Origin of the sequence: Zhouia amylolytica, from assembly GCF_900116365.1 — a bacterium.
In the GTDB taxonomy this organism is placed as follows: domain Bacteria; phylum Bacteroidota; class Bacteroidia; order Flavobacteriales; family Flavobacteriaceae; genus Zhouia; species Zhouia amylolytica.
Genome location: NZ_FPAG01000003.1, coordinates 295,311 through 316,160 on the forward strand (window position 1 = coordinate 295,311; position 20,850 = coordinate 316,160).

20 protein-coding genes are annotated in these 20,850 nt (G+C 35.1%); 11 read left to right on the forward strand and 9 right to left on the reverse strand.

Annotated features, from left to right (window positions below):
• The first annotated feature begins 82 nt into the window (after positions 1–82).
• Together BM361_RS06340 and BM361_RS06345 are read left to right on the forward strand one after the other, a co-directional pair.
• Positions 83–3,526 (forward strand): methylmalonyl-CoA mutase family protein, encoded by a 3,444-nt coding sequence (locus tag BM361_RS06340; RefSeq protein WP_074977688.1) that lies wholly within the window; start codon positions 83–85, stop codon positions 3,524–3,526.
• A 164-nt stretch (positions 3,527–3,690) separates the two neighbouring features.
• The gene (locus BM361_RS06345) at positions 3,691–5,088 is read left to right on the forward strand and encodes a hypothetical protein (RefSeq protein ID WP_074977690.1); all 1,398 of its coding nucleotides are present in this window, start codon (positions 3,691–3,693) and stop codon (positions 5,086–5,088) included.
• On the opposite strand, the gene BM361_RS06350 is transcribed toward BM361_RS06345, so the two are convergent.
• The gene (locus tag BM361_RS06350; RefSeq protein ID WP_038265866.1) at positions 5,089–5,493 is read right to left on the reverse strand and encodes a hypothetical protein; all 405 of its coding nucleotides are present in this window, start codon (positions 5,491–5,493) and stop codon (positions 5,089–5,091) included. It abuts the gene before it with no gap.
• Between the two features lie 114 nt (positions 5,494–5,607).
• Between BM361_RS06350 and BM361_RS06355 the strand changes: the two genes are divergently transcribed.
• Positions 5,608–6,063 carry an Lrp/AsnC family transcriptional regulator gene (locus BM361_RS06355; protein WP_038265863.1) on the forward strand — a complete coding sequence of 152 codons (456 nt, stop codon included), beginning with the start codon at positions 5,608–5,610 and terminating at the stop codon, positions 6,061–6,063.
• Here the strand turns inward: BM361_RS06355 and BM361_RS06360 are convergent.
• The gene (locus BM361_RS06360; RefSeq protein ID WP_074977691.1) at positions 6,055–7,329 is read right to left on the reverse strand and encodes an MDR family MFS transporter; all 1,275 of its coding nucleotides are present in this window, start codon (positions 7,327–7,329) and stop codon (positions 6,055–6,057) included. The genes BM361_RS06355 and BM361_RS06360 overlap by 9 nt on opposite strands.
• 225 nt (positions 7,330–7,554) lie before the next feature.
• Here BM361_RS06360 and BM361_RS06365 point away from each other — a divergent pair, with 225 nt between their 5' ends.
• Positions 7,555–8,196, forward strand: coding sequence for a DUF1684 domain-containing protein (locus BM361_RS06365; RefSeq protein ID WP_038265860.1), 642 nt, complete (start codon positions 7,555–7,557; stop codon positions 8,194–8,196).
• A 68-nt stretch (positions 8,197–8,264) separates the two neighbouring features.
• Here the strand turns inward: BM361_RS06365 and BM361_RS06370 are convergent, their stop codons facing one another.
• The 5 genes from BM361_RS06370 to BM361_RS06390 form a co-directional block, all read right to left on the reverse strand.
• A complete protein-coding gene (locus tag BM361_RS06370; RefSeq protein WP_083425866.1) occupies positions 8,265–9,359 on the reverse strand; it encodes a porin in 1,095 nt (364 codons plus the stop codon).
• Positions 9,360–9,497: 138 nt separating this feature from the next.
• Positions 9,498–10,757 carry an ammonium transporter gene (locus BM361_RS06375; RefSeq protein WP_051413504.1) on the reverse strand — a complete coding sequence of 420 codons (1,260 nt, stop codon included), beginning with the start codon at positions 10,755–10,757 and terminating at the stop codon, positions 9,498–9,500.
• A 27-nt stretch (positions 10,758–10,784) separates the two neighbouring features.
• Positions 10,785–11,123, reverse strand: coding sequence for a P-II family nitrogen regulator (locus BM361_RS06380; RefSeq protein WP_038265857.1), 339 nt, complete (start codon positions 11,121–11,123; stop codon positions 10,785–10,787).
• Between the two features lie 264 nt (positions 11,124–11,387).
• On the reverse strand, positions 11,388–11,753 hold the full coding sequence (gene crcB / locus BM361_RS06385) for a fluoride efflux transporter CrcB (protein ID WP_038265854.1): 366 nt from the start codon (positions 11,751–11,753) through the stop codon (positions 11,388–11,390).
• A 33-nt stretch (positions 11,754–11,786) separates the two neighbouring features.
• Positions 11,787–12,839, reverse strand: coding sequence for an SRPBCC family protein (locus BM361_RS06390; protein ID WP_074977693.1), 1,053 nt, complete (start codon positions 12,837–12,839; stop codon positions 11,787–11,789).
• Between the two features lie 302 nt (positions 12,840–13,141).
• On the opposite strand from BM361_RS06390, the gene BM361_RS06400 reads away from it, so the two are divergent.
• Positions 13,142–13,528 (forward strand): pyrophosphohydrolase domain-containing protein, encoded by a 387-nt coding sequence (locus BM361_RS06400; protein ID WP_074977695.1) that lies wholly within the window; start codon positions 13,142–13,144, stop codon positions 13,526–13,528.
• 26 nt (positions 13,529–13,554) lie between these two features.
• Here BM361_RS06400 and BM361_RS06405 read toward each other — a convergent pair whose 3' ends face one another.
• On the reverse strand, positions 13,555–14,634 hold the full coding sequence (locus tag BM361_RS06405) for a branched-chain amino acid aminotransferase (protein ID WP_074977697.1): 1,080 nt from the start codon (positions 14,632–14,634) through the stop codon (positions 13,555–13,557).
• A gap of 118 nt (positions 14,635–14,752) precedes the next feature.
• Here BM361_RS06405 and BM361_RS06410 point away from each other — a divergent pair, with 118 nt between their 5' ends.
• From BM361_RS06410 to BM361_RS06420, 3 genes are all read left to right on the forward strand, one after another.
• Complete coding sequence (locus BM361_RS06410) at positions 14,753–15,262, forward strand: DUF4920 domain-containing protein (RefSeq protein WP_074977699.1); 510 nt, start codon at positions 14,753–14,755, stop codon at positions 15,260–15,262.
• A 1-nt stretch (position 15,263) separates the two neighbouring features.
• Positions 15,264–15,938, forward strand: a complete 675-nt coding sequence (gene mnmD / locus BM361_RS06415; RefSeq protein ID WP_074977839.1) for a tRNA (5-methylaminomethyl-2-thiouridine)(34)-methyltransferase MnmC2 — start codon at positions 15,264–15,266, stop codon at positions 15,936–15,938.
• Between the two features lie 244 nt (positions 15,939–16,182).
• The gene (locus BM361_RS06420) at positions 16,183–17,088 is read left to right on the forward strand and encodes a TIGR01777 family oxidoreductase (protein ID WP_074977700.1); all 906 of its coding nucleotides are present in this window, start codon (positions 16,183–16,185) and stop codon (positions 17,086–17,088) included.
• 59 nt (positions 17,089–17,147) lie between these two features.
• Here BM361_RS06420 and BM361_RS06425 read toward each other — a convergent pair whose 3' ends face one another.
• Positions 17,148–17,822, reverse strand: coding sequence for a YceI family protein (locus BM361_RS06425; protein ID WP_074977702.1), 675 nt, complete (start codon positions 17,820–17,822; stop codon positions 17,148–17,150).
• Between the two features lie 159 nt (positions 17,823–17,981).
• Between BM361_RS06425 and BM361_RS06430 the strand changes: the two genes are divergently transcribed.
• From BM361_RS06430 to BM361_RS06440, 3 genes are all read left to right on the forward strand, one after another.
• On the forward strand, positions 17,982–18,560 hold the full coding sequence (locus tag BM361_RS06430) for a nucleotide exchange factor GrpE (RefSeq protein ID WP_074977841.1): 579 nt from the start codon (positions 17,982–17,984) through the stop codon (positions 18,558–18,560).
• Between the two features lie 46 nt (positions 18,561–18,606).
• Positions 18,607–19,725 (forward strand): molecular chaperone DnaJ, encoded by a 1,119-nt coding sequence (gene dnaJ / locus BM361_RS06435; RefSeq protein ID WP_038265829.1) that lies wholly within the window; start codon positions 18,607–18,609, stop codon positions 19,723–19,725.
• Positions 19,726–19,920: 195 nt separating this feature from the next.
• Positions 19,921–20,850 carry an ABC transporter ATP-binding protein gene (locus BM361_RS06440; RefSeq protein ID WP_074977703.1) on the forward strand — a complete coding sequence of 310 codons (930 nt, stop codon included), beginning with the start codon at positions 19,921–19,923 and terminating at the stop codon, positions 20,848–20,850.

The window sequence follows — 20,850 nt, forward strand, 5'->3', positions numbered from 1 at the left end:
ACGCCTTTATCAAACCTTAAATAAGAGGTTAGTTTTTTGCATTTTACGTAAATTGCAACGATTAAAACTTATCATAACACACATGACACACACTAAAAAACCATATCAACCAAAGAACAAAATACGGATTGTTACTGCTGCTTCACTTTTCGACGGCCACGACGCTGCAATTAATGTGATGAGAAGGATTATTCAGGCTACTGGAGTTGAGGTAATTCATCTCGGACATGACAGAAGTGTTGAGGAGGTTGTTAATACAGCTATTCAGGAAGATGCAAATGCCATCGCAATGACCTCCTATCAAGGTGGACATAATGAATATTTTAAGTATATGTATGATTTGCTTCAAGAAAAAGGAGCGGGTCATATTAAAATTTTTGGAGGAGGTGGTGGAGTAATTCTGCCAGAAGAGATTAAGGAATTAATGTCGTATGGAATTGCCAGAATTTATGCTCCTGATGATGGACGGGAAATGGGATTGCAGGGCATGATTAATGATCTTATTGAAAAGTCCGATTATCCAATCGGTGATCAGCTAGATGGAGAGTTAGAAGTACTGAAAGATAAAGAGCCTCAAGCCATTGCACGTTTAATATCATCGGCAGAAAATTTTCCGGAAATAGCCCAACGATTTATTGATGAGATTCACAAAAGGAATGAAAGTGTTAATGTTCCTGTTCTGGGTATTACCGGTACAGGGGGTGCAGGTAAATCTTCGTTGGTAGATGAATTGGTTAGAAGGTTTTTGCTTGACTTTCCGGATAAAACGATAGGAATTATATCGGTAGATCCCTCTAAAAGAAAAACTGGAGGAGCTCTTTTAGGAGATAGGATTAGAATGAATGCCATTAATGACTCTAGAGTTTACATGAGGTCTTTGGCTACTCGTCAATCCAATTTGGCCTTGTCCAAACATGTGGCAGAAGCTGTAGAGATTCTAAAGGCGGCTAAATATGATTTAATTATTTTAGAGACTTCTGGAATTGGACAGAGTGATACCGAAATCCTTGATCACTCTGATGTTTCACTCTATGTGATGACGCCTGAGTTCGGAGCGGCTACCCAGTTAGAAAAAATTGATATGTTAGATTTTGCCGATCTGGTGGCTATAAATAAATTTGATAAAAGAGGGGCGCTGGATGCATTAAGAGATGTTAAAAAACAATATCAGCGAAACCACAACCAATGGGAGGTGAAAGTTGACGACATGCCTGTTTTTGGTACAATTGCTTCACAGTTTAACGATCCAGGTACCAATACGCTATATAAGGCTATTATGGATAAAATAGTGGAGAAAACGAAAGCTGATTTAACTTCAACTTTCGAAATCTCGAAGGAGATGTCCGAAAAGATCTTTGTAATACCACCAAATCGAACTAGATATTTATCTGAAATTTCCGAGAATAACAGAGGGTATGATAAAACCGTAAGCGATCAAGTAGAGGTAGCACAAAAATTATACGGAATTTACAGAACCTTGTGTACAGTAATCGACAAGAAGGCTTCACATCAGTGGATTACCAAAAACGGTATAGATGAAACAGCAATTTTAAAGGAAGCTATTGAAGAGGATAAGGAATTTGTAAATCTTTTAATAGCACAGTTTAATAAAACCAAAATGGATTTTGATCCATATAATTGGGAAGTTATAGTTGGTTGGTATGAAAAAGTGAATCGTTATAAAGATCCTATTTATTCATTTAAGGTTAGAGGCAAGGAAATAAAGATTCAAACACATACAGAGTCACTTTCTCATACATCAATACCCAAGGTAGCCTTACCGAAATATACGGCTTGGGGAGATGTGTTAAAGTGGGTCTTACAAGAGAATGTGCCAGGAGAGTTTCCCTATACTTCTGGATTGTATCCTTTTAAAAGAACAGGGGAAGATCCAACAAGAATGTTTGCTGGAGAGGGAGGTCCTGAACGAACCAACAGGCGTTTTCATTATGTTAGTTTAGGGATGCCAGCTAAAAGGCTGTCAACAGCTTTCGACTCAGTTACACTATATGGGAATGATCCGGGATTACGTCCGGATATTTATGGTAAGATTGGTAATTCCGGGGTCTCAATATGCTGTCTGGACGATGCGAAAAAACTGTACTCGGGTTTTGACTTAAGTCACCCTTTAACCTCAGTTAGTATGACCATAAACGGGCCTGCGCCGATGTTGTTAGGGTTCTTTATGAATGCTGCCATTGATCAAAATTGTGAGAAATATATTTTAGAAAACGGCCTTGAAGAGGAGGTTCAGACTAAAATTGAATCAATTTATAAAGAAAAAGGGGTTAAAAGACCTGTTTATAATGGAGAATTGCCGGAAGGGAATGATGGTTTAGGACTGATGCTTTTAGGAGTTACCGGTGATGAAGTTTTGCCTTTAGATGTTTATAATTCAATTAAAACCGAAACTTTATCTAAAGTTAGAGGGACTGTTCAGGCAGATATTTTAAAAGAAGATCAGGCTCAGAATACCTGTATTTTTTCTACTGAATTTGCTTTAAGGTTAATGGGAGATGTTCAGGAGTACTTTATCGATCAGAACGTTCGGAATTTTTATTCAGTTTCAATTTCAGGTTATCATATAGCAGAGGCAGGAGCGAATCCAATAACACAGTTGGCTTTCACATTGGCAAATGGATTTACTTATGTGGAGTATTATTTAAGTCGAGGAATGGATATTAATAAGTTTGGTCCGAATTTATCCTTCTTTTTCTCCAATGGTATTGATCCGGAATATGCAGTTATTGGTAGAGTCGCCCGAAGAATATGGTCCAAGGCCCTGAAGTATAAATATGGGGCCAACGAGCGAGCCCAGATGCTTAAATATCACATTCAAACTTCAGGTAGATCACTTCATGCTCAGGAAATAGACTTTAATGATATAAGAACAACTCTTCAGGCCTTATATGCTATTTATGATAATTGTAATTCTTTGCATACTAATGCTTATGATGAGGCTATAACTACTCCTACAGAGGCATCTGTTAGGCGAGCAATGGCTATTCAGCTTATTATTAATAAAGAGTTAGGATTGGCTAAAAATGAGAATCCTATACAAGGGGCATTCATTATAGAAGAACTAACTGATCTGGTTGAAGAAGCCGTTTTAACAGAGTTTGATAGACTAACAGAAAGAGGAGGAGTTCTTGGGGCGATGGAGACCATGTATCAACGTTCTAAGATACAGGAAGAGAGCCTCTATTATGAGACACTTAAACACACTGGAGAGTATCCGATCATTGGAGTAAATACTTTTTTAAGTTCAAAAGGATCCCCAACGGTAACACCAGCTGAGGTTATAAGGGCTACGGAAATAGAGAAAAGAGATCAGATTAAAACGCTTGAGAATCTGCATAAAGCCAGAATGAATAAGGCAGATCATGCTCTGAAAAATGTTCAGGAGGCAGCGGTTAACAACAGAAATATTTTTGAAGAATTAATGGAGGCTACTAAAATATGTTCCCTCGGTCAAATAACAAAAGCCTTGTTTGAGGTAGGAGGACAATACCGAAGAAATATGTAATAAAGAAAAATGATTATGTATATGATGAAAAAGAGGTTGTTTTAACAACCTCTTTTTGTTTAGTGTAATTAATGATTCTTGACTATTTTAATAAGAAATTTTATGCAATTTATTTGATGGAATAATATTTGATGTAACTTTAAAAACAGAAAATGTATTCATACATGAAAAAACAGCTATTCTTTTTAATATGGCTTTTAGTCTTTTATGCAGGTAATGCCCAGTCTTCGAAATATATAAAAGGAGAAGTCAAAGATTCTGTTAGGATTAATAATGCTGATGCAAGTGAAACATACGCATCGTATGTTCCATCCGCTTATGATGAAAGTAAAAGGTGGCCTGTGGTTTACGTTTTTGATCCATCTGGAAATGGACAAGAAGCCATTAAAAGGTTCACGGCTGGTGCAAAAGAGTATGGATACGTGGTCATAGCTTCCAATACTGTTAAAAATGGCAGTTATCAGGAAAACTTTATGAAAATAAGTAAGTTGTTGAATGATGTGAATGCTTCTTTTTCTGTGGCACCCGATAGGATTGTTTTTGCAGGTTTTTCTGGTGGAGCAAGACTTGCTACGTCTTCAGCCGTTCTTGCAAAGAATATTTCCGCCGTAATTGGTTGTGGGGCTTCTTTCGATATTGGTGGTGAGTATATGCCCGTTAAAAATACCTTTATGTATATCGGACTTATTGGTGATGAAGATTTTAATTACATAGAAATGCTTGATGGGATTTATTATTTGAATTCCCGGAACTTCGATTCGGAACTTTTTTTCTTTAATGGAGGGCATGAGTGGCCAAATGAAGAATATATTTCAAAAGCTTTAAGAACGCTTACCGTAAAATATATGGCAAAAGGGTTGGTCACGAGAAATGAATCGCTTTTGGAACGATGTTTTCAAAAGGATTTTAATTTTGCAGATGAACTCTATAACAAAGGTGAACTAGTAAATAGTTATGAGGCCTTTGAGGCTTTAATTGAAAATTATAAGTTTTTTAAAGAGGTAGATTCTTTAAAGGATAAGATGAAGGAGATTAAACGAAGTAAATTGTATAAAGCACAATTGAGTGAATATAGAAGGGTTTATCAGGCAGAAACCTTATATAGAGAAGATTACTATTCATTTTTGCCCGGAGATATTGAACTAGCCGATACCAGGAATTTAACTTATTGGTCTGATGAGATTGAAAAAATTAATGAGTTAGAAAAGAGTCCGAAGCTTGAAAATCAAAAAATGGCTAAGCGATTAAAAGGTTTGTTGGGTGGTTTAGCGAAAATGTATGAAAATCAATTAATACCCGAGACTCAGGCAGAAAGCTTATTGTTCATAAATATTTTTTATACTTTACTTACCCCTGATAAAAATGAACCTTATTTGAAAACGGTACAGCTATCAACACTATTAGGGAAATATGATATGGCCTTGTATTATCTTGAAGAGTTACTGAAGAAAGGGTATAAAGATGTAGCTGTATTAGACAATTTAGAAGGAATCGCTCTGTTAAGAATTAGTACCGAATATAATGATTTATTGACCAAATATAATTTAAGAACAAGGTATTGATTATTTCTCCAGAAGTTCTTTTTCCCATTTGAATTTTTCCTTAGAGAAAAGCGATATTTCACGCCTTAAAAGGTGTATGTAATCTTTAGCCTGAGAATAATTGTACTCTAAGTATTCGCAATAACTGTTTAATTTTGATATAGCTTTTTCTAAAGATTTAATGTGTTTTCTTTTACTTGAATACTCCTTTGAGATATGAAGTTTAATTATTTTTTGAGATAAAGACATAGATTCCATAACTAAGTAAGCGGAGTAGTTGTCCTTTTTGATCTCTGAATTGTGTAAATGTAAAATGGATTGATCGTCTCCTACATAGCTGGCAATAGCTCTACTGATACCAAAAATATTAATGGCTTTTTTGTAGATTTCATGTTGAGTAATGCTATTTGAGTTGTAACCTGCCATATTAATCTTCTTTTAATCAAAATTACTACGAGTTGGTAATTTTTAGCCTTATATTTGAATGTGAAATCATGTATATGGTTTAATTTTTAAATCAAAATTCAAAATTATATTTAAATGATAAAGGATGATGTTAATTGGGCGATTCTTATGTTGCTGCAAGAAAATGCGAGGTTGACAAATGCAGAAATAGGTAGACGTGTGGGACTCTCATCTCCGGCAGTTTCGGAACGCATAAAAAAAATGGAGGATTTAGGTGTTATTAAGGGGTATAGAGCAGATATAGCTCATACAACTACAGGCCACCGACTAAAGGCTATTATTACATTAAAGGTGTTTACTGGCAGGTTAAAACCATTTTTAGAGGTAGTGAAGGGTTATAAGGAGGTAATAAACTGTTATAGAATAACTGGTGTTGAAAATATAATCATGGAGGTTATTCTTTATGATCAGCAGCATTTAGAGGAATTTATAGACCGGGTAATTCAATACGGTGAAACAAAGACGCATATCATTCTTTCAAATGTAGTTGAAAACCGGCCTATATCTGGAAGGAGAAGAGTTTTAAAGTGATTTGACCTCTGCTACGGACTCTTCTTCTTTGTACTCCTCTTTTGTGCGCTCTTCCTCTGTGCGCACTTCAGCTTTTATTTTTTTTCTTAATACAATAAGTAAGAGGCAGCAGACTAATCCAAGTGCCGTCATTACATACCATGTAGTCTCAAAACCATATTTTTCTATAAGTTGCAAGCCTGAATTATGACCGAATATATGGGAAAATGAAAAGGCAATACTGTATAGTGCCATGTATTCACCGGCATTTCCTTTTTTAGCTCTTTTTAAAGCGAAGGCATTTGAAAAAGGAAAAGCAATCATTTCACCTAGGGTCATAAATAACATTCCAAACACAAGAATACCTATCCACTCACTCATATTGAGTAGTAGCATACTAATGGTTGTTAAAAATGCTCCAAATAGCATATTGGCTATATTGGACCAGGTTTTGGTTTCAAAAAATTTAACTAAAGGCATTTCAAATAAAAAAATCACAAAACCATTCATTCCTAATAATAAACCAATTTGGTCTTCGGACATCCCATGAACTTTTTCATAAAAAATAGGAACAGTCGAAAAATACTGTAAAAAGATAAACCCAAATAAACCCATTGCAAAAAAGAAAATCCAGTAAGGGTAATCTTTGTATGCAGACTGTGGGTTTTCTACAGTCTTAATTTCATCAATAATCCTGGCTTTTTTAGGGTTCAGGATGTATAGAAGTAAAATTCCAGCAAAGAAGCAAGTTATACCATCTATCCAAAACAAACCTGCATATCCCAGGGTAGTAATGATAATACCGCCTACCGCAGGACCAACCGAAAAACCAAGGTTTATAGCCAACCTGATAAGTGTTAAAGATCTAGTTTTGTTTTTTGGTTTACTATATGCATTCAATGCTACGAAAATAGCAGGTCTAAAAGCATCTGCAACAAGTATAGTTATAAATACTCCGAAGCAAATACTCCAAAACGATTGGTAGAATTGCAAGGAAATAAACATTAAACTTGATAATATAAGGCTTCCTGCCATTACTTTGTAATAACCAATGGTGTCTGTTAATTTTCCTCCAAGCCAAGATCCTGCAACAGAACCCAAACCGAATGCTGTCATGATCCACCCAACATCACCCAAGGTAAAATTTAAACTCTTGGTTAGGTATAGCGATAAAAACGGAATTACCATTGTGCCGGCTCTATTTATCAAAGTGATTAATGCCAACCACCATACTTCTTTTGAAAGGCCATTGAAAGAAGCAATGTAGCCTTGGTAGATTTTTTTCATGGTTAATTAATTATAATAGATTGAATAAAAAAGGCCCGGCAAAATTTGCCGGGCCTTCATGTTTTTATAATGAGTTTGTATTCAACATAAATCAGCACCGACATCGATATATCGTATATACACAAAGCTTATATGTTGAAAATCTTTTCATTTATTTCTTTTTTGTTGTACACAAAACTAAATAAAAATTGTATTCGTTGTACATTTGAATTAAAATTAATTTACATGAAAAGGGTTTTATTTTTAATATTGATAGTAGTAACTGGCTGTAAGTCTGATAAAAAATACCATGATGTTAAGGTTCAGGAAGAGGTAATGACGAATATTTCTGATAAAGTGAGTTCTGTGGTTGAATTCCAAAATAAGCTGAATGAAGAATTTAAAAATCCCGAAACATCCCCTTTGAAAGATAAGGATAGGAGTGAATTCTCAGAATTAGACTTTTTTCCGATTGATACTAATTTTATTGTAAAAGCAAAATTAACCTTCACGCCTGACGCTGAAGTTTTTTTTATGCCTACAACTACTGATAGAAAAACACAAGAACGGTTATATGCAGTGGCCAATTTCAAAATTAAAGATGTCGATTACAATTTGAATATCTATCAAAGTATGGCTTTGCTTGATTCAGAAGAGTATAAAGACTATTTGTTTTTACCTTTTTCAGATTTAACTAACGGAGATGCTACTTATGGAGGAGGACGGTATATTGATTTAAGAATTCCTGAAGGAGATGAAATAGTAATTGATTTTAATAAGGCCTACAATCCATATTGTGCATATAACAAAAAGTTTTCATGTCCAATTGTACCCAATGAAAATAACTTATCTCTGGCGGTAAAGGCAGGGGTGAAGAAGTTTAAATAAAAACCAGTGTGAAAACACACTGGTTTTTATAAAACTATCGAAAATATAAAATAAAAGGGCGCAAAAATTTAAAAGCTATAAATTGCCGCAATTAAAACAGAAGAGAGGCTTTTATTGGGTTCTAAATCTCCATTTAAGAAGGTGTCTTCAGAAGCAGTGTCAATTCTAAACTCCGGTTTTATCATTAAATCTCCTAGAGTATAGCTTCCGGTTAAGGTAGCTGCAAACACATGGCCGTCTCCATCTCCGTCTAGTCCAATCACTCCATCCAGTCCGTTATCAAATACTGAAAAATACTCACCTCTTAAACCAATGCTGAAATTTTCGGTAGCAGCATACTGTGGATAAAGAGCAGCTCCGTAAAATCCAGCGCTATCAGTTGTGTTATATGTTGCGTTAATCCCTAAAAAAATGTTTTCTGAGAAATCAAAACCACCAGTATAATCTATTTGAAAAGTGGGGTCTACATCAGCAATTAAAGCTCCTGTTCCGTCATAAGCTGTTTGCTTTCCGTAAAGTACATTTAAGAATTGACCTTTGTATCCTAATTGTAATCCTCCAGTATATTTTCCGTCAGGATTAAATTCAGTAAAATCAGTACTGTTCATTACTGCCAACATTAAACTTAGATCTTCAGTGAGTTGAAAATCTGCTTTTAGACCCGTGTGAGAAAAAGGTCCGTAGGAAAACATATATGAGGTGCTGTAATTGAAATTGGCAACCGGTGAAATGACTTCATAACCTAAAAAAGTATTAAAGTTTCCTAGCGTTAGTGTAATGTTTTCTGAGACATTCCAATAGGCGTATAATTGATTTATGATTCTGCTTGAACCTCCATCTGGAGTATATAAAGGAGAGTTGAATACGGCATCTTCACCTCTTGGTCCTAAAACCAGATCCGCAACAAAACCCACTTTTTCCCCTTCGTAATTAACTATTAAGTTAGCCATTCCTAAAGCGAAGCCGTTTAAGTTGGCAAAAGAGGTAGCCGGAGCAATGGCATCATCTCCATTAGGCCCGCCGATGTTTTGTCGGAAATATGTGTCTATACTACCGCTTAAAGAGAATTTCTTCTCTTCCTGAGCATGTAGTGTAAAAGATGTGTAAAATAAAATTGAGGAAAATAGAATTTTTCCGAAATTTGCATTAAATATTGCTTTCATAATTATGGTATAGTTAGTTGTAGTTTTGGTAATTGTTTTTTAAAGTGTATTATTGAGCTGTAAGCTAATTGTATAATGGGAGTGATAGTAATCGGAGCGTTCCGCCAAACGCTCCGATCTTTTTACCCATCTAACCAATTAACTATTCATCATTAGTGATGATTTAACCTCTGCTGAGGTTGTACTCATTTCTGGGTAAGCCTCCATTCCATGTTCGAAATTGTCTAGTCCTTCTAGTTCTTCTTGTTTACTCACGCGAATACCAACAGTTTTCTTAAGAGTATAAAGAATGGCGAAAGCTGTAGCACAACAGAATACACCATAAGCAGCAACGCCTCCTAATTGTATTAGGAACTGGCTGAAACCAGCTTTACTTCCAAAGATTCCAACTGCAAGGGTGCCCCAAATACCACAAATTAAGTGTACCGCGACTGCACCAACAGGATCATCTAATTTTAATTTGTCAATTAAGGCCACCCCGAATACAATAATTGCACCCGCAATAAGACCAATTAAAATAGCGTCTGTAGGCCCCATTAGGTCGGCGCCAGCTGTAATACCAACAAGACCTCCTAAAATTCCATTTAAAAACATGGTTAAATCATATTTTTTATACATAGCTGTTGATACCAAAAATGCGGCTACACCTCCTGCGGCGGCAGCTAAACATGTTGTGACAAGAACCAGGGATGTAAGTGCCGGATCTGCGGAAAGCACTGAACCGCCGTTGAATCCAAACCAACCTAACCATAGTATGAGTACCCCGCCCATAGCAAGAGGTATATTATGTCCTGGGATAGCACTTGGTTTTCCGTTTTCTTTGAATTTTCCAATTCTGGCACCTAACAATGTGATGGCAATAATAGCAGCCCATCCACCAACAGAGTGAACTAAAGTCGAACCAGCAAAGTCATAAAAGCCCATTTCATCTAAAAATCCGCCTCCCCATTTCCATGATCCGGCTATTGGGTATACCAGGCCTACATAGATGATAGTGAAAATCATAAAAGGAACTATTTTAATACGCTCTGCAACTGCACCAGAAACTATTGTTGCCGCAGTTGCTGCAAACATTCCTTGGAATAAGAAATCAGTCCAGTAGGTGTATCCCTCACTATAGGTTAGATCAAGACCTTCAGCGGTCATTGGAGATTGTAAACCGATTCCTGAAAAGCCCAAAAAGCCGTTAAATTCTCCAGGATACATAAGGTTGAACCCAATGAGGCAGTATAATAATAAACCAACAGTTAGTATGAATACATTTTTGAATAATATGTTTATTGTATTTTTTTGTCTGGTTAATCCAATTTCTAAAAATCCAAAGCCTAAATGCATTATAAATACTAGACCTGTACAGATCATCATCCAGACGTTATTTGTAGTTAATAAAGTTTCCATAATCTTTCTAGTTAATTGATTGTTATTTTATTTAAGTGAAATTTCTCCTGATTCCTTAGTTCTGATACGATATGTTTCCTCAATAGGAGAAATGAAAATTTTGCCATCCCCAACACTTCCGGTGTATGCGAATTTGAGGATAGTTTCGACGGTCCTTTCTACGAAATCATCTGAAACGACAATGGAGAGGTACCTTCTTTGAATGTCAGTGGTGCTGTACGAAACTCCTCTGTATACATGACCATGCTTCTCATTGCCTACGCCTGTAACATCCCAATAACTAAAAAAGTTTACTTCGATTTGCTGCAATGCATCTCTCACTTCATCAAATTTTGATTTACGGATAATTGCTTCTATTTTTTTCATAATTATAAAGGTTAGATGTGTAAAACTATATATTAATTACAAATATCCCTATAAAAAATAGGGGTTGAATGTTATTTTTTAGTATAATTTATTTTAACACCCTATTTATTTAGGGGTATTTATTTTTTTATTGAATTTTTGATAAAAATGAAATTGAGGATGGGTAAAATGTTGTTTGAAATATAACACACTACCTTCCAGTGTGTTATAAATTAACTTAAGGGATGTTGAAAATGATGCTTTGAAGGATAAAATAAACTATATCTACTTGGTTATTATAAAGCCAAGAAATACAGCAAGAATTCCAAAAATGATGGAGCCAATTGTGTAAAGTATGAAATTAAGGTAATCCCCTTGTTTTAATAAGGAAACATTTTCAAGGGCGAAAGTGGAGAAAGTTGTGAATCCACCACAAAAACCTGTAACTGTAAATAAAAGAAAACTTTGAGAGAGACCAAAGTTTTTAGATGCTAAACCGGTAAGTAGACCAATGACCAAGCTTCCTATAACATTCACGGTAAATGTAGATAGCGGAAAGTTATAACTTGAAGTGTATACCAGTTTACTTACCAGAAACCTGACTACACTGCCAAGCCCACCTCCTAAAAAAATCCATAGAAACTCTCTCATGCTGTAAATATAATGCTTACTGGTGGCTAGCTGTTAAAAAGTTTTTTGCAATGTTAAGGTTTTTTTTACAGGTATGTATATTTCTGTTATCCAATTCGCAGGATTTGGGACTTTACTTGGATCGGTAATGTAGACTTCCATAGGATCCCTTTTAGGATCTTCGACTAACCTATTAGTGTTGATGGCTTGAGATGCTTTACTCCATGCTTCTTCTATGTTTTTATAGTTGCCTTTTAAAACGGTTTTAAAGTATCTTCCAGAATCTAGAAATCCACATAGCACCTCGCTTTGAAAATCAGGAATTATCTTTTCTCTAATTGGAATGCATGTCGAAAATATTGTTGTTTTGTTGAGGTCATCCCATTCATGATAAAGTACAAATGGAGGTCCGGACAAAGTTATATTATTTTCCTTTGCAAACTTTTTGACCTTAAGAAACATCTCAGTCATTTTACTTGAAATCCCCGATTGTTTAGATGCTGTAGTGAGGTATAGATAATATCCTCCACTATATTCTGAAATACCTTTAGGGTTGATGGTATATTGTTCTATAGCTAACTCACTCAAACTATCAATCTTGAAAAGACCTCTTTCTAAATCACTTCCAATTAGGTTGTCCATTCCGCCTTTATAAATCATGATAGCTTTTTCTAAAAAGCTTAACTCCCCTTTAATACCCCAGGTTACTATAGATTGTGAAGGAGTTTTTGAAGAAAGCTTCCAGTAAACATCACCTTGAGATTCTCGTGGTTTGGTAAACTCAATTTTTTGGAGAATAGAATCTTTATCGGAATGAATAGTTTTAATGATTCCTTCTCCTATAATATCACCATTCCAGTGATAAAATGAATTTATGCCGGCTGTACTATCACTTAAGGAAATATTGGCAGAAGGTTCCTGTTCAATCCATGGTGACCACTCAGGCCATTTTTTATAATCATTTATATATTCATACACTACTTCTTTAGGAGCATCGATAACTGCTTCTCTATGCACATTGTAATAACCTGATCGTGTAGCTATGTATAACGATAACCCTATGACAATTATAACAATAAGAAAGAATAAATATTTAATGATTTTCATTGATTGCTGAAAAGTTAGATTGAGAGCTTACAAAGTACAAAAAATAAGATAAACTTTCTGAGGAATGCCTATATGCTATTCACGAATAAAATATTTAAGAAGCGATAATATGGTTACAAATAAAATAAACCCAACCAGTACCCAAAGGGCACCTTTATAATATTTGGAATGTAATTTTTTGTCTTTAGTGTAAGTGTAAATTATTACTCCTACAAAGGCAATGAAAAAGAGTATTGCAAAAATGATTTGTCCCTTACTTAGCATTATTCTATTTTTATGCAAAACTAAACAAAAAATAAACGATGAAGCGAAAATTACAAGCGGTTGCAGAATTTCATAGTGCCTTTGGTTTGGGGATTGCTGAGACTCCTATGGCTGACCTTGGAAGTGATAAACTAAACTTACGTTTTAGTTTGATGGCAGAAGAGAATGAGGAATACTTAGAGGCTGCAAGAAATAATGATTTAGTTGAAGTTGCTGATGCCTTAGGTGATATGCTGTATATTTTGTGTGGTACTATTTTGGAACATGGAATGCAGCATAAGATAGAAGAGGTTTTTGAAGAGATACAAAGAAGTAATATGAGTAAATTAGATGAAGATGGTAAGCCAATTTACAGGGAGGATGGAAAAGTTTTAAAAGGGCCTAACTATTTTAAGCCGGATATTGAGAAAATCTTAGAAAAATAAAAAAGACCCAAATTGGGTCTTTTTTATTATACTGAAACCTTATGGCGCCAGCCAAATTTATCTTCTGCTTTATTGCATTGTATATCAGATATTCGTTTTTTAAACAAATCAGCAAACTTATTATCGATCTCAGGAAGATCATAATGAGCTCCTTTATATCCGAATCCAGAAATTGGGCTTATTACTGCAGCAGTTCCCGATCCAAACATTTCTTTTAAGGAGCCTTCTTTAGCGGCTGCTATGATTTCATGAACAGTAACAGGTCTTACCTCTACATCTAAGCCTTCGTCTTTGGCAATTTCTATAACACTTTTACGGGTTACCCCGTCTAATATTCTATCAGAGGTTGGTGCTGTAATTAATTTGTCACCAACTCTGAAAAACACATTCATTACACCAGCTTCTTCCAGGTTTTCATGTGTGCTTGCATCAGTCCACAATACCTGATGGTATCCTTCCTGGTTTGCCAGGTGTGTCGGATAGAATTGTCCTGCGTAATTACCTGCACATTTAGCAAACCCAACGCCTCCGTTGGCTGCTCTACTATATTTTTCTGCAAACAAGACTTTAACTCCACTCATGCCTTTTTTGAAGTAGGATTGAGCCGGAGAACAAATGATCATGAATTTATATTCTAAAGATGGTGAAGCTGAAACACAGCTTTCGGTGGCAATCATAAATGGACGGATGTATAGGGAGTTACCCTCACCTTTCTTAATCCAGTCCTTATCCATTTTAAGGAGTGTTTCAAGGCCATCAAAGAAAATTTCTTTTGGAATTTCAGGCATTTGTAATCGAACGCAAGATTTATTCATTCGCGTATGATTTTCATCAGGTCTGAATAGCCATATGCTATCATCATTACTCTTGTAAGCTTTAAGTCCTTCAAAAATGGCTTGACCATAATGAAAAACTTTAGCTGAAGGGTCTAAACTCAAAGGTCCGTAAGGTTTTATTTTTGGTGTTTGCCATGCACCGTCCTTAAAATCACAAACCAACATATGGTCTGTAAAAACTGAACCGAAGGCTAAATTGTCGAAATCAACTTGTCCTATCTTTGAAGAAGTGGCTTTTTCAATTTCAATTTTTAATGTAGTACTGCTCATCTCTCAAAAATCTTTTGTGCTAATTTACGGAAATATGTTTCATGGTTAAATATAAACTTGTTCAAAAAAGCTTAATTTGCATGAATAATATCAGATTCTAACTCAAAAGTTTTAAAAAATGAAAAAAGTTGTCTTATTAGCAGTATTAGGGCTATTAGCTTCATGCAAAAATGTTGACCAGAAGCAGGTCTCTGAAAGGATAGATATGAATGAACAGGAAAATGTATATGACTCTTTTGGAAAAGAGATAGATATTGATAATACATTAAATATTGAACTTGCTTCCAGTAATTATAAAGGTCTAAAAATAGGGGATACCTTGTCTTTTAAATTCAAAGGTAAAGTGAAAGAGGTATGTGTTAAAAAAGGGTGTTGGATGAAACTTGATCTGGATGATGGAGAAGAGGCTATGGTTAAGTTTAAAGATTATGGATTTTTTGTTCCCAAGGATATTGTAGGTAAAGAGGTTATTGTAGATGGAAATGCATTTATAGAAGAAATGTCTGTCGATGACCAAAAGCATTATGCAAAGGACGGAGGGGAAGGAGATGATGAAATTTCTAAAATCGTAAGCGTGAAAAGAACAAATTTATTTGTTGCAGAGGGCGTCTTAATTGAAAAGAAATAAATTGAAAAGAAGAGTAATAAAAACAGCTGATGGCTCATCCACAATATTCATTGAAGATTGGGATGAAAATTACCATTCAAAGCACGGAGCTATTCAGGAGGCTTATCATGTTTTTTTAAAAATGGGATTGTATCACCACCTTGAACAATACAATGTGGAGAATGAAATCAAAATACTTGAAATAGGATTTGGAACGGGGCTTAACGCTCTGATAACCTATTTGGAAGCTGTAAAGAATAACCTTTTTATTGATTACCATGGTGTAGAAGGTTATCCGGTGCTAGCAATTGAAGTTGAACAACTTAATTACATTGAAAGGTTGTCCGCTCAAAATGAGAAAGATCAGTTTAAAAAAATGCATGAAACATCTTGGGATGAATATTTTAAATTGAGTGATCAATTTCGAATGATAAAAAGAAAGCAGTTTTTTAATGAAATAGATGATCAAAATGTTTTTGATTTGATATATTTTGATGCTTTTGGTGCAAGGGTTCAGCCTGAGTTGTGGACTGAAGAAATATTTCAGCGTATGTATAATGCTCTCAAGTCAGGAGGTGTTCTCGTAACTTATGCTGCTAAGGGAAGTGTCAGGCGAGCAATGATCGCTTGTGGGTTTTCTGTAGAAAAATTACCCGGTCCTCCCGGAAAAAGGGAAATGCTCCGCGCTACGAAGTAAGGAGTATTCGAATTTCTTCAAATGCTCCGCGCTACGAAGTAAGGAGTATTCGAATTTCTTCAAATGCTCCGCGCTACGAAGTAAGGAATATTCGAATTTTTTTCGATGTTTTAAGAGGGGTTACTCTATTAGAAATAAATATTTAAAGAACCTACATAGAGTAGCTATATAAAACTGTTAAACCTTGTATAAATACCCGATTTTCTCAAAATAAATCTCGTAAATTGATAAAAAAGCTTTTTTAATGCGAATTTTGATAACAGGTGCCACAGGGCTTATTGGACAAGAAATAGTAAGAAAGTGCAGAGATAGAAAGATAGCAGTTAATTACCTTACAACAGATAAGTCTAAGATTAAATCGGAAGAAAATTATAAAGGCTTCTACTGGAATACCAATGAGCTGGAAATCGATAAGAGTTGTTTCAATGAGGTTGAGGCTATAATTAATCTTGCAGGATCAAACATAGCAAAACGTTGGACTAAAAGCTATAAAGATGAAATCATTAGTAGCCGAATAAATAGTTTACGGACACTGAGGAAAGGTTTAGCTGAAAGTAATAAAACTGTTAAATCGATAGTGTCTTCTTCAGCAATTGGTATTTACCCGGATTCATATGTTAAATATTATCAAGAGGATGAAACTGAAATAGATGATTCTTTTTTGGGAGTGGTAGTTGAAAAATGGGAAGACACAGCCAAAGAATTAGAATCTTTTACTGAGGATTTAGCAATTATACGAACTGGTTTGGTATTATCAGATCATGGTGGGGCATTACCAAAAATGATAGGGCCGGTCGAAAATTATATAGGGTCTGCATTGGGTAATGGGCAACAATGGCAAAGTTGGATACATATTTCTGATCTGGCTGAAATGTATTTATTTCTTATTGAAAATCAGGTTTCAGGAGTGTTTAATGGTGTTGCTCCTAATCCTGTAACGAATGAAAAACTAATCAGAAGTATTGCTGAAATTGTTCAAAAACCAATACTGTTTCCAAAGGTGCCTAAATTTGTTTTAAAGGTAGTGCTGGGAGAAATGTCTAAAGTAATACTTGCCAGTCATCGGGTAAGCTCTAAAAAAATTCAGGAAGAAGGATTTAATTTTAATTATACGATTTTGTCAGCTGCTCTGGAAGATCTCATTTTATAGGATAAAAAAAGCCAATTCGATGAAGAACTGGCTTAATTGAGATTCTTTTTATGATGTAATTATGCTTTATTAGCTTTAATTGATATCTTAAGTTCAATATCATCATTAATGAATTTGTCTCCAAGATCTTCAAAAATTGATTTAGATCCGTAATTTACTCCCCAATCTGTGCGATTGATTGTAAATACTTCACTCGATACAACAATGTTGTTTTCGTTTACAGAGATATTAACAGGGAAGGCGATATTCTTTTTAATTCCTTTTAAAGTTAAGTTCCCTTCTAAAACGGTTTGACCTTCAGCTTGTTTTAAACCTGTTATTTCGAAAGATCCTTTTGGGTGTTCTTTAACATTAAAAAAGTGATCCTCTTTTCCTTCTGCATTTCCTTTTAAGTGTGCTTCAAGGTTTTCTTTACCATTTCCAGGTTCAAGATCTGTTACAGTTATTGAATTCATATCGATTGAGAAACTCCCGCTTTCTATCATGTCGTTTTTCAGACTGAAAACTCCAGATTCTATCGCGATGGTTCCTGTGTGAGATCCTGTAGGTTTAGAACCCACCCACTCAATTGTACTTTCAGTTGGAAGGGCATTAAATTTAATTGCTTCTTCAGAAGAATTTGCGGCAACTTCAGCTTCATTGGTTTGAGCTTCATTTTTTTTGTCGTTCTTACAAGCAATTGACAAGGCAGCGAAGACAGCTACCATAGCAAGTTTCAAAGATTGTTTTTTCATCAGATTTGTAGATTTTTAATTTTCGATAGCAAATGTAGCGGATACAATTTTATTCAAATAATAAAAATGTATTAAATATTTTGGTGACATTTTGACATTTTCAACTAAATGGCAGTACTTTTGCCGTGAAAATGAAGGTGCAATATAATTATGTTTAAAATGAGTAAAAAATCGAAAGAATCAAAAAATACTGTGGAAGATAAGGATACAGCACAAACTCAGGATAAGACTCAAAATGTAAATGGTGAGCAAAATCCGGAGAACCAGGAAACGGTAGTTGAAGAGGTTTCTGAGTTGGATGCATTAAAGGAAGATTTGGCAAAGGAAAAAGATAAGTTTTTACGTCTCTTTGCCGAGTTTGAAAACTATAAAAAAAGAACTTCTAAGGAACGAATTGAATTGTTCAAAACTGCTGGTCAGGATATTTTACAAGCCATGCTGCCGGTTATTGATGATTTTGACAGGGCCTTGGTGGAGATATCCAAATCTGAAGATAAAGAAATGCTCAAAGGAGTAGAGCTTATAAGTTCCAAATTAAAGAACGTATTGGAAGGAAAAGGTTTGGAGGTTATAGATACCAAAACTGGAGATACCTTTGATGCAGAAGTTCATGATGCGGTTACTCAAATACCGGCCCCATCTGATGATCTAAAAGGTAAAATCGTAGATGTTATTGAAAAAGGATACAAATTGGGAGACAAAATTATTCGTCATCCAAAGGTTGTGTTTGGACAATAATTTAATAGACCCAATGCTATAATAAACGAAACCTAGAGTTTAAAAAATGAAGCAAGATTATTACGAAATATTAGGAATTAGTAAAGGAGCGACTGAAGCTGAAATAAAAAAGGCATATCGAAAAAAGGCTATTCAATATCACCCTGATAAAAATCCAGGAGATAATGAGGCTGAAGAAATGTTTAAAAAAGCAGCGGAAGCCTATGAGGTGTTAAGTGATCCGGAGAAAAAGGCTCGTTATGATCAATACGGCCATGCGGCATTTGATGGAGCTGGAGGTTTCGGCGGAGGTGGAATGAACATGGAAGATATTTTCAGTCAATTTGGAGATATTTTTGGTGGCGCCTTCGGAGGAGGTTTTGGCGGATTCGGTGGTTTTAGCGGAGGAGGAAGAGCTCGTGTCAAAGGAAGTAACCTTCGAATTCGTGTTAAGCTATCCTTAGAAGAAATAGCAAAAGGTGTTGAAAAAAAGGTTAAAGTTCGACGTAAGGTTAAGGCTGAAGGTGTAACCTATAAAACCTGTTCGACTTGTCAGGGATCCGGTCAAATTACCCGTATAACCAATACAATTTTAGGTCGAATGCAAACTGCTTCAACTTGTAATGTATGTGGAGGTTCTGGACAAATTATTGATCATAAACCTGCTGGTGCAGACGCACAAGGTTTAAAGGTAAATGAAGAAACCGTTTCCATCAAAATACCTGCGGGTGTGGTGGAAGGCATGCAGTTAAAAGTAGCTGGAAAAGGTAATGAGGCTCCTGGGAATAGTGTTCCGGGCGACTTATTGGTGCTAATAGAAGAACAAGAACATGCTACTTTAAAAAGAGAAGGAGATAACCTTCATTTTGATCTGTATATTAGTTATCCTGAGGCAGCATTAGGAACATCAAAAGAAATTGATACCGTAACAGGAAAGGTTAGAATTAAGCTTGAAGAAGGTATTCAGTCTGGTAAAATATTAAGGCTGAAAGGAAAAGGTATTCCAAGTATTAATGGATATGGAAGCGGTGATCTTTTGGTGCATGTAAATGTTTGGACACCAAAAACCTTGAATAAAGAACAGAAGGAGTTTTTTGAAAAGATGTTGAATGATGACAATTTTGAGCCTAAGCCTAAAAAGTCGGATAAATCTTTCTTTGAAAAGGTTAAAGACATGTTTTCTTAAATTAATCTAAAAAAATTATATTTGTTATTAACTAAACATTGTTTAGTGAAATTTTTTCTTTTTCATAGCAATTTTTCCCATCCTTAGGTTAAGCCAAAGGGTGGGTTTTTTGTTTAACAACGAGAGTGATATTAATAAGATTGGAAGTTATAAGGTTTTTACTATTTCTATATCTTTGAAAAAATCAGATTAGGTATGAGCAATTTATTGGTAGCAGAAAATGTGACCAAAAAGTTTGGTGGTTTTACAGCCCTGAATAATGTGTCTTTAGAAATTCCAGAAGGAAGTATTTTTGGTTTGCTGGGACCTAATGGTGCGGGGAAAACAACCTTTATAAGAATTATCAATCAAATTACCTATCCCGATCAGGGTAATGTTATTTTAAATGGAGAAACCTTACAGCCAAAGCATATCTCTCAGATAGGTTACTTACCGGAAGAACGCGGACTTTATAAAAGTATGAAGGTGGGAGAACAGGCTCTTTATTTGGCCCAGTTAAAAGGGTTGAGTAAAGTGGAGGCTAAGAAACGTTTAAAATATTGGTTTGAACGACTGGAAATTGGAGATTGGTGGAATAAAAAGGTGCAAGAACTTTCCAAGGGAATGGCCCAGAAGATACAATTTGTAGTTACTGTATTACATGAACCAAAACTTTTAATCTTTGATGAACCCTTTAGTGGCTTTGACCCCATAAATGCAAACCTGATTAAAGATGAAATATTATTACTCAAAGAAAAAGGTGCAACTGTAATTTTTTCAACTCACAGAATGGAGTCAGTAGAGGAACTATGTGATCATATCGCATTAATAAATAAATCCAATAAAATCTTAGATGGTAAGCTTATTGACATTAAAAGAGCTTTTCGAACCAATACATTTGAGGTGGGGATTGAAACACCAAACAAGATGATGTTGCGAAATGAGTTGTCAGATAGATTTGTGACTTCAGAAGCTTTTTTTAAAACGGTAGGGGACGAATTGAAGATGAAAATTCAGTTAGAGCAAGGTACTTCTCCAACCTCGTTGATAAACTATCTTAATGGAAAAGGAGTAATTACCCATTTTGTGGAAGAAATTCCAAGTGCAAACGATATTTTTATTCAAGCTGTTAAAAACAATAATTAA

Coding starts and splice junctions, on each gene's coding strand:
- BM361_RS06365 (WP_038265860.1), top strand. CDS start 7,555: ATGAAAAGGGTTTTATTTTTAATATTGATAGTAGTAACTGGCTGTAAG.
- BM361_RS06360 (WP_074977691.1), bottom strand. CDS start 7,329: ATGAAAAAAATCTACCAAGGCTACATTGCTTCTTTCAATGGCCTTTCA.
- BM361_RS06420 (WP_074977700.1), top strand. CDS start 16,183: ATGCGAATTTTGATAACAGGTGCCACAGGGCTTATTGGACAAGAAATA.
- dnaJ (WP_038265829.1), top strand. CDS start 18,607: ATGAAGCAAGATTATTACGAAATATTAGGAATTAGTAAAGGAGCGACT.
- BM361_RS06370 (WP_083425866.1), bottom strand. CDS start 9,359: ATGAAAGCAATATTTAATGCAAATTTCGGAAAAATTCTATTTTCCTCA.
- BM361_RS06355 (WP_038265863.1), top strand. CDS start 5,608: ATGATAAAGGATGATGTTAATTGGGCGATTCTTATGTTGCTGCAAGAA.
- BM361_RS06390 (WP_074977693.1), bottom strand. CDS start 12,839: ATGAAAATCATTAAATATTTATTCTTTCTTATTGTTATAATTGTCATA.
- BM361_RS06375 (WP_051413504.1), bottom strand. CDS start 10,757: ATGGAAACTTTATTAACTACAAATAACGTCTGGATGATGATCTGTACA.
- BM361_RS06425 (WP_074977702.1), bottom strand. CDS start 17,822: ATGAAAAAACAATCTTTGAAACTTGCTATGGTAGCTGTCTTCGCTGCC.
- BM361_RS06380 (WP_038265857.1), bottom strand. CDS start 11,123: ATGAAAAAAATAGAAGCAATTATCCGTAAATCAAAATTTGATGAAGTG.
- BM361_RS06440 (WP_074977703.1), top strand. CDS start 19,921: ATGAGCAATTTATTGGTAGCAGAAAATGTGACCAAAAAGTTTGGTGGT.
- BM361_RS06350 (WP_038265866.1), bottom strand. CDS start 5,493: ATGGCAGGTTACAACTCAAATAGCATTACTCAACATGAAATCTACAAA.
- BM361_RS06410 (WP_074977699.1), top strand. CDS start 14,753: ATGAAAAAAGTTGTCTTATTAGCAGTATTAGGGCTATTAGCTTCATGC.
- BM361_RS06400 (WP_074977695.1), top strand. CDS start 13,142: ATGAAGCGAAAATTACAAGCGGTTGCAGAATTTCATAGTGCCTTTGGT.
- BM361_RS06340 (WP_074977688.1), top strand. CDS start 83: ATGACACACACTAAAAAACCATATCAACCAAAGAACAAAATACGGATT.
- BM361_RS06345 (WP_074977690.1), top strand. CDS start 3,691: ATGAAAAAACAGCTATTCTTTTTAATATGGCTTTTAGTCTTTTATGCA.
- BM361_RS06430 (WP_074977841.1), top strand. CDS start 17,982: ATGAGTAAAAAATCGAAAGAATCAAAAAATACTGTGGAAGATAAGGAT.
- BM361_RS06405 (WP_074977697.1), bottom strand. CDS start 14,634: ATGAGCAGTACTACATTAAAAATTGAAATTGAAAAAGCCACTTCTTCA.
- crcB (WP_038265854.1), bottom strand. CDS start 11,753: ATGAGAGAGTTTCTATGGATTTTTTTAGGAGGTGGGCTTGGCAGTGTA.